Genomic DNA, 13,285 nt, shown 5'->3' on the forward strand with positions numbered 1-13,285 from the left:
GGGGCGGTGAGCGCAGCGAACCATGTGCGTTCCGCAATCCCTGCACGTCTGCCCCTCACCCCAACCCCTCTCCCCAAAAGGGGCGAGGGGCTCATCTTAGCGCCGCGCCGCTGTACTCCCTTCTCCCCAGCGGGGAGAAGGGCTGGGGATGAGGGGGCGGGAGCGCAGCGAGCTGGATCCGCATGCGTACTGCCCCACCGCGTTAGCATGGGCCTTCACTCGCACGGGGCGCATTCATGTCAGAAGCAGCCCAGAACGTTGCGCAGAAGCTGATCGCTTCCCATCTGGTGAGCGGCAGTCTGGAGCCTGGCGCGGAGATCGGGCTTCGCATCGACCAGACGCTGACCCAGGACGCCACCGGCACGATGGTGATGCTGGAACTGGAAGCGATGGGACTGGACCGGGTGAAGACGGAGCTGTCCGCGCAGTACGTCGATCACAACCTCATCCAGGAAGATTTCAAGAACGCCGACGACCACGTGTTCCTGCAGAGCGCTTGCCAGCGCTTCGGAATCTGGTTCTCGCGCCCCGGCAATGGCATTTCCCACGCGGTGCACCAGGAACGCTTCGGCGCACCCGGCAAGACCATGCTAGGGGCCGACAGCCACACGCCGGCGGCAGGCTCCCTCGGCATGCTGGCGATTGGCGCCGGCGGCCTGGAAGTGGCCCTCGCCATGGCGGGAGAGCCTTTTTACACCAAGATGCCCAAAATCTGGGGCGTCGAGCTCACCGGGCAATTGCCGGACTGGGTGTCGGCCAAGGACGTCATCCTGGAGATGCTGCGTCGGCACGGCGTCGATGGCGGCAACGGACGCATCATCGAGTACTACGGTCCGGGGCTCGCGCACCTGTCGGCGATGGATCGGCATGTCATTGCCAATATGGGGGCTGAGCTGGGAGCAACGACCACGGTGTTTCCGGCGGACGAGGAGGTGCAGCGCTACCTGACGCGCCAGGGGCGCGCCCAGGCCTATGCACCCCTCGTGGCGGATGCGGGCTGCGTCTATGACGTGGCAGAGACCATCGACCTGTCTGAGTTGGAGCCGCTGATTGCGCGCCCCTCCTCGCCGGGCAATGTGGTGCCAGTTCGCGAGGCGGCCGGCGAGCCGATCTATCAGGCCTATATCGGTTCGTCTGCCAATCCTGGCTACCGGGATTTTGCCGTGGCCGCGCGCATGGTCGAAGGCTACGCGGTGGCGCCGGGAGTGTCCTTTGACGTCAATCCCAGTTCGCGCGCGATGCTCGAAACCCTGACGCGGGACGGCCTGCTCGGCCCACTGCTTCATGCCGGCGCACGCCTGCATCAGGCCGGCTGCAACGGCTGCATCGGCATGGGTCAGGCGCCCGCCAGCGACCGCAACAGCCTGCGCACGACGCCGCGCAATTTTCCGGGGCGCTCAGGCACGCCGGAGGATGCAGTCTTCCTGTGCAGCCCGGAAACCGCGGTTGCGAGTGCGCTGCACGGGGTCATCACCGATCCGCGCACGCTGGACATGGGCTATCCGCGCATTGCGGACCCGGATGATCCGGTCGTCAACGACGGCATGCTGCAGGCGCCGCTGCCCGAAGCGGTGGCGCGGCAGGTGGAGCTGGTGAAGGGGCCCAATATCGCCTCCTTGCCAGAGATCGAGGGGCTGCCCGACCGGCTGGATCTGCCGATTCTGCTGCGCGTAGGCGACGACATCTCCACCGACGAGATCATGCGCGCGGGTGCCGAGGTGCTGCCTTTCCGCTCGAATATCCCGGCCATCAGCGCCTTCGTCTACGACCGGGTCGACCCGAACTATCCCAGCCGTGCGCAGGAAGCCGGGGACCACGCCATCGTCGGCGGCGGCAATTACGGCCAGGGCAGTTCGCGCGAGCATGCGGCGCTGGCGCCGCGCTATCTCGGTCTGCGCGTGGTGGTCGCGGAGAGCTTTGCGCGCATCCATTGGCAGAATCTGATCAATTTTGGCGTGCTGCCCCTGACCTTTGCCGAGCGCACCGATGCGCGCGCCGTCCAGCACGGCAGTACGCTCTCCCTGCAGCACCTGCGCGACGCGCTGTCGGCCGGGGATACCGTCAAGGCAGAACTCGACGGTCAGCCCATCACGCTCAAGCACGGGCTTTCCGACCGGCAGGTCGAGTTGCTCAGACGCGGCGGCCTGATCAACTGGATGCGCCAACGCCAGCAGGCAGCAAGCGCCTAGTCGAAAAGGCGGTGCTGCTCCACCTCGGCCTCTGCGTCCGACGCGGCGGTGGTCTGCAGATTGGTCATTCCAACGCCCACCAGCCGAAAACGCGTGGCCGCCGGCATGCCGACCCGGTCCAGTAGTGCAGTGGCGCAATCCGCCAGCGCCCGCGCGCTGTCAGGAGGCGTGCCGAGGCTGGCGTGGCGTGACAGGATGCGGAAATCAGCGGTCTTGAGCTTCAGGATCACCGTGCGCCCGTTGTAGCCGCCACGCTGGGCGGCCCGCCAGGTCTTCTCGGCCATGGCATTGATGTGCGGCGCGAGCGCCTCCAGTGGGAGGTCGTCGGCCAAGGTGTCCTCGGCGGACACAGATTTGCGCACGCGCTCGGCCTGCACCGGCCGTTCATCGATGCCGTGTGCCTGCTGGAACAGGCGCTCGCCGGTGCGGCCCAGCCACTCGATGAGCTGCGCCTCGCTGTGGGCGCGCACATCGGCCACGGTCTGAAGCCCCAGCGCGTCCAGGCGTTGCTGGGTTTTTGGCCCCACGCCGGGCAGATAGCGCAGGGGCAGGGGAAGGAGAAATCGGTCCACCGCCTGCGGCCGCACCACGCAGATGCCATCCGGTTTGTTGGCATCGGAGGCCAGCTTGGCGAGCAGCTTGTTGGTGGCAACCCCGGCGGATGCCGTGAGATGCAATTCGTTGCGGATTGCCGATCGAATGGCTTCGGCGACTTCGGTGGCCGTCTCCAGGCCGCCGCGGTGGGTGGTCACATCGAGATAGGCCTCGTCCAGCGACAAGGGCTCGATGATCGGCGTATAGCGCGCGAAGATAGCGCGCACCTGTTGCGACACGGCGCGATAGCGCGCGAAATCCGGGGCGACGAACACGGCATCCGGGCACAGCCGCTCGGCCCGCGTTGAGGGCATAGCGGAGCGCACGCCGAACTGGCGCGCCTCATAGGACGCCGCTGCGACCACCGAGCGCGCACCGCGCCCGCCCACCACCACCGGCCGTCCGCGCAGTTGCGGGTTATCGCGCTGCTCGACCGACGCGTAGAAGGCATCCATGTCGATGTGCACGATGCGGCGCCCGCTGTGCGCTCCCGGCACGGTGCTATCGCTCATCCCGCGTCCTTTTCTCCCAGTGCGGTGAGGAGAGCGTGAGTGGTCTCATCAGCCTTGTAATGGGAGGAAGACGGGCCGTCGAGGGCGGGCTGCGGTTGGTGCAGGCAGGGGGAGGGATGCATGTCGAAAAGGTAGCAGCAAGTTCTTGGCGCATGCGTGGCCATTATAGCCCTTCACCCCTGACTCTATCGGCAGCATGGACTCCATCAATTGGGCCACCGTCGCAGCCCCTCACCCCTAGCCCCTCTCTCCAAAGGGGCGAGGGGAATCTATATGCGGGGCGTGTGTAGTAACCATCTGCGCTGTGAGGTGGTATCAACCATTCTCCTCTCCCCAAGAGGGACGAGGGGAGCGCTTAGGCCGGCGTAGAGGGCCACCTTCAGCGTTACGAGATGGCATTACTCATGCCCCTCTCCCCAGCGGGGAGAGGGGCTAGGTGTGAAGGGCGCGCGGCGGTGCGCGCGATGATGTCGCAGTCAGGGAAGATCGAAGTCCTGGGCGCTGTGAGAGGCACCCTCGCGGGGCCCCCTCACCCCTGACCCCTCTCCCCAAAGGGGCGAGGGGAACGTAGAGGCGGGTGTTGCTGGCAACCATCAGCGCTCCGCTTTGATTCAATGATTCCCCTCTCCCCGGCGGGGAGAGGGGCTAGGGGTGAGGGGGCGCGCACAGCGTGCGCGTTGCTACGCGCCGTAGTAAGAGCGATACCAGCTTACGAATCGCTCCAGACCCGCACGCAACGGGGTCTTGGGCTCAAAGCCTACTGCCTGCTTCAGACTCTCCACATCCGCGTAGGTGGCGTGGACATCCCCCGGCTGCATGGGCAGATACTCCTTGACCGCCTCGAGGCCGCACAGATCTTCCAGGGTGGCGATGAAATCCCCCAGTGCCACCGGCTGGTGGTTGCCGATGTTGTGCAGGGCAAAGCGTGCATCGCTGCGGTAATCACCCTGTGCGCCCACGGCAGTCGTGGGTGGCCGGTCGGCGAGCCGCACAACGCCCTCGACGATGTCGTCGATATAGGTGAAGTCGCGTTCCAGCTGGCCATGATTGAAAATCTGGATAGGCTGGCCTTCGAGGATGGCCTTGGTGAAGCTGAAATAGGCCATGTCGGGGCGGCCCCACGGGCCGTAGACGGTGAAGAAGCGCAGCCCCGTCACCGGTATGCCGTAGAGGTGGCTGTAGGCGTGGGCGGTGACTTCGTTGGCTTTCTTGGTGGCCGCGTACAGGCTGATCGGATAGTCGGTGCGGTCCGTGGTCGAAAAGGGCACCGTGGTGTTGGCCCCGTAGACCGAGCTGGACGACGCGAACACCAGATGCTGGAGACCGTCGTGGTGGCGGCAGCACTCGAGCACGTTGTGAAAGCCGGCGAGATTGCTGTCGAGATAGGCCTTCGGGTGGTCAATGGAGTAGCGCACACCGGCCTGTGCCGCGAGGTGGATCACCACGTGGGGCTGGGCATCGGCCATGGCGGCGTCAAGGGCGGCGCGGTCTTCCAGCGCGGCACGGTGGAAACGGAAGTTCGGCAGCGTTGCCAGCTCGGCCAGACGCGCCTCCTTCAGCGCGGGGTCGTAGTAGTGATTGCAGTTGTCGAAGCCGACCAATTCGTCGCCGCGGGTGCAGAGTGCACGCGCGGTGTGGAAGCCGATGAAGCCGGCAGCGCCGGTAAGCAGGATCCGCGCCACGATGGCCTCAGAGGATGGCGTTGCGGCCGATGCCGTAGTAGCTCAGCCCGGCCGTATTGACCAGATTCGGGTCATAGATATTGCGGCCGTCGAAGACCACGCGCTCCGCGAGCACGCGCGCCAGCTCGAAGAAATCCGGGCTCTGGAAGACCTTCCACTCCGTGACCAGGACCAGGGCATCGGCGCCTTCCACGGCGGCCTCGGGGCTGTCGACCAACGCGAGATCGTCGCGATCGCCCCAGATGCGATGGGCTTCTTCCATGGCCACCGGGTCGTGGGCACGTACCCTGGCGCCGGCATTCCACAGAGCCTCGATCAATACGCGGCTGGAGGCTTCGCGCATGTCGTCGGTGCGCGGCTTGAAGGACAGCCCCCACACGGCAAAGGTGCGGCCCTTGAGATCGCCATCGAAGTGGCGGCGGATCTTGTTGAACAGCAGGGACTTCTGCCGCTCGTTGACGTTCTCCACCGATTTCAGCAGCTCGGCATCGAAATCCTGTTCGAAGGCCGTGCGGATCAGTGCCTTGACGTCCTTGGGGAAGCAGGAGCCGCCATAGCCGCAGCCGGGATAGATGAAGTGATAGCCGATGCGCGGATCCGAGCCGATGCCGACGCGCACGTCTTCGATATTGGCACCCAGGCGTTCCGCCAGATTGGCCAGCTCATTCATGAAGCTGATCTTGGTGGCGAGCATGGCATTGGCGGCGTACTTGGTCAGCTCGGCGGAGCGCACATCCATGACCACCATGCGGTCGTGGCTGCGATTGAAGGGGGCGTAGAGCGCCTTCATCAGCTCTGCGGTGCGCGGATTGTCGGTACCGACGATGACGCGGTCGGGCTTGGTGAAATCGCTGACCGCCGCGCCTTCCTTGAGGAATTCAGGGTTCGAGACGACGTCGTATTCCACCGTCGAACCGCGTGCCTTCTGCGCCTGAGCGACGGCCTCGCGCACCTTGTCCGAGGTGCCCACCGGAACCGTGGATTTGGTCACTACGATGCGGTAGTCGGCCATGTGCTCGCCGATGGTGCGGGCCACGGCCAGCACGTACTGCAGGTCGGCTGAGCCGTCCTCGTCCGGAGGCGTACCCACGGCGATGAACTGGAAGAGCCCGTGCTGCACGCCCTCCACGGCATCGGTAGTGAAGATCAGCCGGCCGCCCTCGTGATTGCGCTTGACGATGGCCTCGAGGCCCGGCTCGTAGAAGGGCACTTCGCCCTTGCGCAACCGGTCGATCTTGGCCGCATCGATGTCGACACACACGACATGGTTGCCGGCATCGGCAAGACAGGCCGCGGTGACCAGACCGACATAGCCGGACCCGAAAACGGTGATTTTCACGCTTGCACTCCCTGAGCAAGGCCGAACGCGGCCGTAATGATTGGACGGATGCGGCGCGACAGCATAAGGGCTTCGCCGCACGGCCGAAAGCATCGCGGCGTCGCGTGCGGCGGTACCGGCGTACCGAGGCGCAGGTGGGCGGCCGGAACAGTACCTGGCCCCGAAATGGCGCCTCCCAGTGGCGCCGCCGGCTCGAAGGCTCCCAGCTGGAGAACGAGGCAGCCAGCAGGCGCGCAGCGAGTTGGGGGAACGCACCCTGCGTCTCGACAGCGAAAACGAGTGACTAGGCCGTGGTGGTCACAGTTCCAACACACGGTCCCAGGCGAAGTCGCAGCCTTCCCCAGGGTAGCCGCGCTGATTGCTGACGATCCGCACCCCGTCAATGGTGGTGTTGAGGGAATAGTGATGGTGGCCGAAGATCCAGGCAACGACGGGCGATGCGATGAGATGATCAAAGGCGTTGGCGAAAGCCGGCGTCAGAGGGTCCTGGGACCCGAAAAAGGGATTCACCAATTCATCGCGAGCGCTCGGGGCCATGTGCGTGACCACCAGCGTGGGCGCATCCGATGCGCGCAACTGGTCCTCAAGCCAGGCCCGGCTTTTCCGGCAGCGATCCAGTACATCGCCGGGCTCGAGCGGGCGATCCCCCACGCGGATCACCCGGTAGTCGTGCATGGCGTGCCGCGCCTCGTCCATCGCACGCGTACGCGCGCCATGGGCGTCGAAATCCGTCCAGAGCGTGCAGCCGAGCACGCGCAGGTCGCCGAACCAGGCCACGTCGTTTTCCAGCAGCTGGACGTTGTCGGTGGCCGCCGCAGCATCCCGGGCCTGCTCGACGAGCCGATGGAAATCGTGGCCATACAGCTCATGGTTGCCCAAGACGTACAACACGGGCCGTCCGGCAAAGGTCTCCGCGGCCCAGGTGATGCCGTTGGTGCCTTCGCCAATGTCTCCGGCGAGTACCACCAGATCCTCGCCGATTTCCGGAATCTGGCGGGGAAGGTGCCCGGATAACTCAACGTGCAGATCGGAGGCGTACCGGATGCGCATGGCGGACGGTGTCGCTGATAAAAGGGGCGATCATAGCGGGCGGCCGACGCGAGGGGTGCGGCTCACCCGTTGAGCGACAGGCCGCGCTCGTACAGACGGTTCATCCAGACATGCGGCACGCGTGCGCCATAGCCCAGCTTGAGCACCTGATTCATCAACGCCTGTCGCCACACGCCGTTATGCCGATAGCGCACTGCCGAGGTCGTTGCCGTGGCCGGCAGACGCATTGGCTTGCCGAGCCGGGCGCGCAGCCCGCGGGAGAGCGCCGTGTCCTCAAAGATGTCGAGATCCGGCACGGGATATTTCAGCAAGGCCTCCCGGCGCGCGAAGATGCAGTGGTCGAGATAGGCGATGCCCGCGCGATCCAGCCGGACATGGTTGGAGTACCAGGAGGTCCAGGCCAGCAGCGGGTGCGCCATGTCGAAGCGGTGGCTGAAGGCGCCCCAGCGCACGCTATCGGGGAGCTTGGCCAGCAGCGCCGGGGCCTCCGCCGGGGCCAGACTGCGCGGGTGATGCAGCAGCACCCACTCCGATCGCGCCTGCGCGATGCCGGCATTGAGGCGCTGCGCGCGGTTGCTGCGGGGGAGATCGATACAGGGCACTCCGGCCTCGGCAATGCGCTCGCGGGTGCCGTCGCCACTGGCATTATCGACCACGATGAGCTCGACATCGTCGCGGCCTGCAAAGCGCGCCAGGATGCGCGGCAGATAGTCCAGACCGGCTTCGTTGCTGGTCGGCAGTACCAGGCTCAGCACGGCTCAGCCTGCCGAACAGGCACCGCCGCCGAGGACACAGAACTTGGCGCAATGCGGGTGGTTGAGCTTCACCGGGCGCCAGGCTTCGCGCAGGCTGCGGCCCATCTCGAACTGCGGGTCATAGGGCAGCAGTGTGCAGGCGGCCACCACCGGGTGCGCCTCGCCCTTGCGTTTGATCACCATGCGCGAGCTCGCGCACATGATGTCGTCCGGCCGCTTGCCCAGGATCGACCAGCAGGCGGTGGTAATTTCCGGTACCGGGACGTTCTCGTCCATTTCCGGGAAGAGGATGAGGTGGTGCGGGCTGTCGGCGTCAATTGCAATGGCCTGCTCCTGGAAAAGTTGCCGGTAGCCATCTCGCATCGCGGCCTCACCTTCGTCCCACATCGTGCGGCCGGCGGCGGACAAATTGAAGCCATGCGCGGACAGCCAGCGCAATCCGCGGATCATCGGCTTCCAGGACCGCGGGCCACGTTCGGTTTCGTGCAGGGCCAGGGTGTAGTGGTCGATGGATACCCGGATTTCCAGTTGGTCGCCGTATTGTTCCTTCAGCGCCAGCAGGGCGTCGGCGCACTTTTCCATGGGGCGCATGGCATTGGTCAACACCAGCGCGCGATGGCCGCGCTGCAGACTGTCGGCCAGCATGGCCATGAAGTGCGGATTCATGAAGGGTTCACCGCCGGTGAAGCCGATTTCCTCGGTACCGAAGCCTTCGTGCACGATCTCGTCGAGATAGGCCGCCACCTCGCGGTCGTTGATGTACACCAGGCGATCGTTGGTGGGCGTGGATTCGATGTAGCAGTTGGTGCAGGCCAGATTGCACAGGGTTCCCGTGTTGATCCACAGCGTCTGGAGACGGCGCGGATCCACGCTGGCGCGCTGGGCGCCGTCGGCGGTTCGGTCCGGATCGACAAACTTGGCGGGTGGGGCGGTGGTATCCATGAACAACTCGTTTCGCGTTTCAGTGACGCGGGCTGCGTCAACGGGGCACGTAGGCGCTATCCTTGCGCCGTGGTGAGCACGACGCAATGCCCGTCCGTTTGACAATGCATTCCCATCGTCGTGATTTCCTCTGATACGGGCCGCATGCTGTTGCGGTTTCGAGGGCGGGTTGTTCGGGTCGCAGGCACTTGAATTGCGGCCGATTGCCCTTAGTAGCGATCCATCGCGCGAAGCGCGTTTCCTTGATCCCGAGGGACCTATGCCTTTCTATGAATACCAATGCCCCGAATGCGGGGTCGAAAAAGAGATTCTGCACGGCATCAACGACAAGCCGGAAATCCCGTGTGAACAATGCAAGGGCGCCAATCTTCAGCGCCTGATCTCGGCCGCGGGATTTCGACTGAAGGGCGGCGGCTGGTACGAGACCGACTTCAAGGGCAATGGCAGCAAACGCAATCTGGCCGGCGATTCCGCTACCGCCAGCAGCAGCGGTAGCGCTTCGGACGGCGCGTCCGGAGGTAGCTCGGACGCGGCCAGCAAGAGCAGCGAATCTAGCAAGAGCAGCAGCGAGAGCAAGCCCGCCGCCAAGCAGGCCAGCGCGGACTGACAGCGCGCGGGGAGGGCGGCTGCACTCATCTCCGTGACTGCGCCGCTACAATGCGCGACCCGCGATCCTGTCAATTCACATTCATGCGCTCTCATTACTGCGGCCAGGTCGACGAAAGCCTGGTTGATTCCGAAGTTACCGTCTGTGGCTGGGTACACCGTCGCCGCGACCACGGTGGCGTGATCTTCATCGACCTGCGCGACCGCGAAGGCATCGTGCAGGTGGTCTTCGACCCGGACCGGCCGGAGGTCTTCGCCGAGGCCGAGCGCGCGCGCCCGGAGTTCGTGCTGCGTGTGACCGGACGGGTGCGCCACCGCCCCGAGGGTACGGTCAACCCGGACATGCGCAGCGGCAAGATCGAGATCCTCGGTACTGCGCTGGAAACCCTCAACCGCGCCGAGACGCCGCCCTTCCAGCCTGAGGACGAGAACGTCGGCGAGGACGTCCGCCTGCGCCACCGCACCGTCGATCTGCGCCGCAGTGGTCTGCAATACAACCTGCGCCTGCGCCATCAGGCCGTGTCGGCGCTTCGCCGTTATCTCGATGGCAATGGCTTCATCGACGTCGAGACGCCGATTCTGACGCGTGCCACGCCCGAGGGCGCGCGCGATTATCTGGTGCCGTCGCGCACCCACCAGGGCCGCTTCTTCGCGCTGCCGCAGTCGCCGCAGCTGTTCAAGCAGCTGCTGATGATGGGCGGGATGGATCGCTATTACCAGGTGGCGCGCTGCTTCCGCGACGAGGACCTGCGCGCGGACCGTCAGCCGGAATTCACCCAGCTCGATGTCGAGGCCAGCTTCGTCACGCAGGACGACATCATGCGCCTGATGGAAGGCATGATCCGGACCCTGTTCCGTGAAGTGCTCGACGAGGATCTGGGCGACATGCCGCACATGAGCTGGGCGGAGGCCATGCGCCGATTCGGCTCGGACAAGCCGGATCTGCGCAACCCGCTGGAGCTGGTGGATATTGCCGACCTTGTCGCCGGGTGCGACTTCAAGGTCTTCTCCGGCCCCGCCAATGACGCGGGCTCGCGCGTTGCGGTGCTGCGGGTGCCGGGCGGCGGCGCGCTGTCGCGTGGACAGATCGACGCCTACACCAAGTTCGTCAGCCAGTACGGTGCCCGCGGACTGGCGTGGATCAAGGTCAACGAGGTGGCGGCCGGCCGCGACGGCCTACAGTCGCCGATCATCAAGAATCTGTCGGACGAAGCGCTGGCGGGCATCGTCGAGCGCAGCGGCGCCCAGGATGGCGATGTGCTGTTCTTCGGTGCGGACCGCTTCCAAGTGGTATGCGATGCCATGGGCGCGCTGCGTCAACGCGTGGCGGCCGACCTCGGCCTCATCGCGCAGGGCTGGCGCGCGCTGTGGGTGGTGGACTGGCCCATGTTCGAGTGGGATGACAAGGAAAAGCGCTGGTTTGCCAGCAACCACCCCTTCACCGCGCCGCAGACGGCCGATCCGGCCGAAGTTCAGAACGATCCGGCTGCCTGCCTGTCCCAGGGCTACGATATGGTGCTGAACGGCGTCGAGATCGGGGGCGGTTCCATCCGTATCCACCGGCGCGAGATGCAGGAGACCGTGCTGAGCATTCTGGGTATTGACGCACAGGCCGCGCAGGAGAAGTTCGGCTTCCTGCTTGAAGCACTGCGCTTTGGTGCGCCACCGCACGGGGGCATGGCCTTCGGTATCGATCGCCTCGTCATGCTGATGGTCGGCGCCGAGTCGATCCGCGAGGTCATCGCCTTCCCCAAGACACAGACGGCGCACTGTCCGCTCACCGATGCCCCGGGGCGTGTCGAACCCGCGGCGCTACGAGAACTGTCGCTCCGAAGCCTGGCCAATCAGGCCGCGACACCGTCCATAACGGAGTCTTCATGACGCACACGCCACGACGGCCGCGTTCATTCCTCACCGCCGGCAGCGCGCTGGCCATGCTTCTGCTCGTCGCCGGCTGCGATTCGGTGGGCGAGGGGGTGGCGCCGAGCGGCATCACGATCGAGCCGGGCTTCACCGGCAGCGCCCGCCAACGCGAGGCGGCCGAAGAAGCCTTCGAGAACGGTGCGCCCTTCGAGGTGACCGAGTGCCTACCCGCTGCCATGCGGGTGGTGCTGGAATTCGACAACGGCAGCCGCGAGGACATCACGCGGCGCAGTGAGAATGTGCGCTATACCAGCAGCAACCCCGCCGTGCTGCAGGTCTCGAACCGCGACATTCCCTTCCTCGGTGACGAGGAAGCCGTCTTCCCGCGAGGCGCCCTGCTGCCGGTGGCAGCGGGCACGGCGACCGTGTCGGTTGAATTCGCCGGCTTCCGCTCGTCGATCGACCTGCAGGTCAATGCCCTCGGCGAGATCACTCCCTTTGTCGATTTCCCGGAGGTGATTGCCCCAGCCAGTCTGGCCGAGGTGCTGGCCGACGCCGTGGTGCAAGGTCAGACCACCTCTGTCACCAGTGCCGCGGCACTGAGTGTGGAGGATGTCGGTGGCAGCGACGCCGGTCCCTTCGCACAAGTGACCAGCGTCAGTGGCCGGAGCTTCGTAAGGGGTCTCCTGCCCAGCCCGACGCAGCGCGCCACACTCGATTTCGCCCTGTGCGATCGGCAGTTCTCGAAGGAATTCCGCGTCGCAGAGATTGAGGAGCTGCGGATCGAGCGCCGCAACGACGACGGCGAACCGCTGGCCATCGGTTTCAGCGAGCTGCTGGATGCCACTGCAATCTTCGATGATGGCAGCACCCAGAATCTGAACAATCAAGCGGACTTCGAGACCGAGGACAACGACAACAATGTGCTGCTGCTGTTGCAGGTGCCGGCACGCAGCAACAGTCTGGTGCTGGGCCTCTCGGGCAGTCAGGACACCGAAGAAACCTGCCCGGAACCCGGTGAGGGCGGTTCCGCCACCGTACTAGCGCGTTTCGATCAGGACCCCAGCGTGGCCGTGCCGGATTCCGAGCTCCCCGACGGCGCATCGGATCTGCCGGAAGCGGAAAGCAACCGCCTGCCTCTCACTGTGCGTCCCGGACGGGCACAGGCCATTCGCTGGCGCGTCGAGGCCGATGGCGAGGGCGAGCGTGTGCTCGAAGTCCCGCAGGGTTGCACCGTGCAGCCCGGCGTAGATGGCGATATCGAAATCCTGCGCGAGGATGGCAGCCGGGTGACGGTCACCCGTCGCATCGACCGCGAGGTGAATTACCTCGTGGGTGACGAGACCATCGACACCACGGATCCGGTCGATCCGGAGTGCGACCCCGTGGTCGAAGAAGGAGACGGCGGCGCGGATGACGATGCGGGCGGCGACGATAGCGGGGCGGATGCGCCCAGCGATGACGACACGGCAGGCGAGGAAGAGGCTGAGCCGGTGATCGAGGTGGTTGACCGCGCCGCGCTGTCTAGCAATCTGCAAGCCGGCGCCATCACTGCCGTGGGCGAAGTGGGCGAGGAGCAGACCGTGCGCGCGGTGCTGCTGCAGGACCCGGATCTGCCGGGCTTTGACGACGGTGGGGCAGAGCCGGGCGAACTCCTTGTCCGCGAGGATATTCTGCGGATCCGGGTCACCGAACCGGCGGATTGCGCCCCGTTCGAGGGGCAGGCTGATTTATAATCGGGCGTTGGACTGCG

At 65.6% G+C, this 13,285-nt stretch carries 10 protein-coding genes; 4 read left to right on the top strand and 6 right to left on the bottom strand.

Features of this window, described 5'->3' with window-relative positions:
• Positions 1–236: 236 nt before the first annotated feature.
• Positions 237–2,189, top strand: a complete 1,953-nt coding sequence (locus ACOOFO_RS08145) for an aconitate hydratase (RefSeq protein WP_420426293.1) — start codon at positions 237–239, stop codon at positions 2,187–2,189.
• On the opposite strand, the gene dinB is transcribed toward ACOOFO_RS08145, so the two are convergent.
• The 6 genes from dinB to ACOOFO_RS08175 all read right to left on the bottom strand — a co-directional run bounded on the left by dinB (position 2,186) and on the right by ACOOFO_RS08175 (position 9,063).
• Positions 2,186–3,295, bottom strand: a complete 1,110-nt coding sequence (gene dinB, locus ACOOFO_RS08150; protein WP_420426294.1) for a DNA polymerase IV — start codon at positions 3,293–3,295, stop codon at positions 2,186–2,188. The genes ACOOFO_RS08145 and dinB overlap by 4 nt on opposite strands.
• A gap of 680 nt (positions 3,296–3,975) precedes the next feature.
• Complete coding sequence (locus tag ACOOFO_RS08155) at positions 3,976–4,977, bottom strand: NAD-dependent epimerase/dehydratase family protein (protein WP_420426295.1); 1,002 nt, start codon at positions 4,975–4,977, stop codon at positions 3,976–3,978.
• 7 nt (positions 4,978–4,984) lie between these two features.
• Entirely contained in the window at positions 4,985–6,316 is a 1,332-nt protein-coding gene (locus ACOOFO_RS08160) for a UDP-glucose dehydrogenase family protein (protein WP_420426296.1), read from the bottom strand.
• A 297-nt stretch (positions 6,317–6,613) separates the two neighbouring features.
• A complete protein-coding gene (locus tag ACOOFO_RS08165) occupies positions 6,614–7,366 on the bottom strand; it encodes a metallophosphoesterase (protein ID WP_420426297.1) in 753 nt (250 codons plus the stop codon).
• Positions 7,367–7,428: 62 nt separating this feature from the next.
• Positions 7,429–8,121 carry a glycosyltransferase gene (locus tag ACOOFO_RS08170; protein WP_420426298.1) on the bottom strand — a complete coding sequence of 231 codons (693 nt, stop codon included), beginning with the start codon at positions 8,119–8,121 and terminating at the stop codon, positions 7,429–7,431.
• 3 nt (positions 8,122–8,124) lie between these two features.
• Entirely contained in the window at positions 8,125–9,063 is a 939-nt protein-coding gene (locus tag ACOOFO_RS08175; protein WP_420426299.1) for a radical SAM protein, read from the bottom strand.
• Between the two features lie 259 nt (positions 9,064–9,322).
• On the opposite strand from ACOOFO_RS08175, the gene ACOOFO_RS08180 reads away from it, so the two are divergent.
• The 3 genes from ACOOFO_RS08180 to ACOOFO_RS08190 all read left to right on the top strand — a co-directional run bounded on the left by ACOOFO_RS08180 (position 9,323) and on the right by ACOOFO_RS08190 (position 13,268).
• The gene (locus tag ACOOFO_RS08180) at positions 9,323–9,670 is read left to right on the top strand and encodes an FmdB family zinc ribbon protein (protein WP_420426300.1); all 348 of its coding nucleotides are present in this window, start codon (positions 9,323–9,325) and stop codon (positions 9,668–9,670) included.
• Positions 9,671–9,753: 83 nt separating this feature from the next.
• On the top strand, positions 9,754–11,550 hold the full coding sequence (gene aspS, locus ACOOFO_RS08185) for an aspartate--tRNA ligase (RefSeq protein ID WP_420426301.1): 1,797 nt from the start codon (positions 9,754–9,756) through the stop codon (positions 11,548–11,550).
• A complete protein-coding gene (locus ACOOFO_RS08190; protein WP_420426302.1) occupies positions 11,547–13,268 on the top strand; it encodes a hypothetical protein in 1,722 nt (573 codons plus the stop codon). Before aspS ends, ACOOFO_RS08190 begins: the two co-directional genes overlap by 4 nt.
• Positions 13,269–13,285: the final 17 nt, after the last annotated feature.

The sequence above is a fragment of the Algiphilus sp. genome (assembly GCF_965216485.1).
Classification (GTDB): domain Bacteria; phylum Pseudomonadota; class Gammaproteobacteria; order Nevskiales; family Nevskiaceae; genus Algiphilus.

What these genes read in the sequence shown, in the direction of transcription:
- ACOOFO_RS08145 (WP_420426293.1), top strand. Translation starts at nt 237, where the DNA reads ATGTCAGAAGCAGCCCAGAACGTTGCGCAGAAGCTGATCGCTTCCCAT.
- dinB (WP_420426294.1), bottom strand. Translation starts at nt 3,295, where the DNA reads ATGAGCGATAGCACCGTGCCGGGAGCGCACAGCGGGCGCCGCATCGTG.
- ACOOFO_RS08165 (WP_420426297.1), bottom strand. Translation starts at nt 7,366, where the DNA reads ATGCGCATCCGGTACGCCTCCGATCTGCACGTTGAGTTATCCGGGCAC.
- ACOOFO_RS08175 (WP_420426299.1), bottom strand. Translation starts at nt 9,063, where the DNA reads ATGGATACCACCGCCCCACCCGCCAAGTTTGTCGATCCGGACCGAACC.
- ACOOFO_RS08180 (WP_420426300.1), top strand. Translation starts at nt 9,323, where the DNA reads ATGCCTTTCTATGAATACCAATGCCCCGAATGCGGGGTCGAAAAAGAG.
- aspS (WP_420426301.1), top strand. Translation starts at nt 9,754, where the DNA reads ATGCGCTCTCATTACTGCGGCCAGGTCGACGAAAGCCTGGTTGATTCC.
- ACOOFO_RS08190 (WP_420426302.1), top strand. Translation starts at nt 11,547, where the DNA reads ATGACGCACACGCCACGACGGCCGCGTTCATTCCTCACCGCCGGCAGC.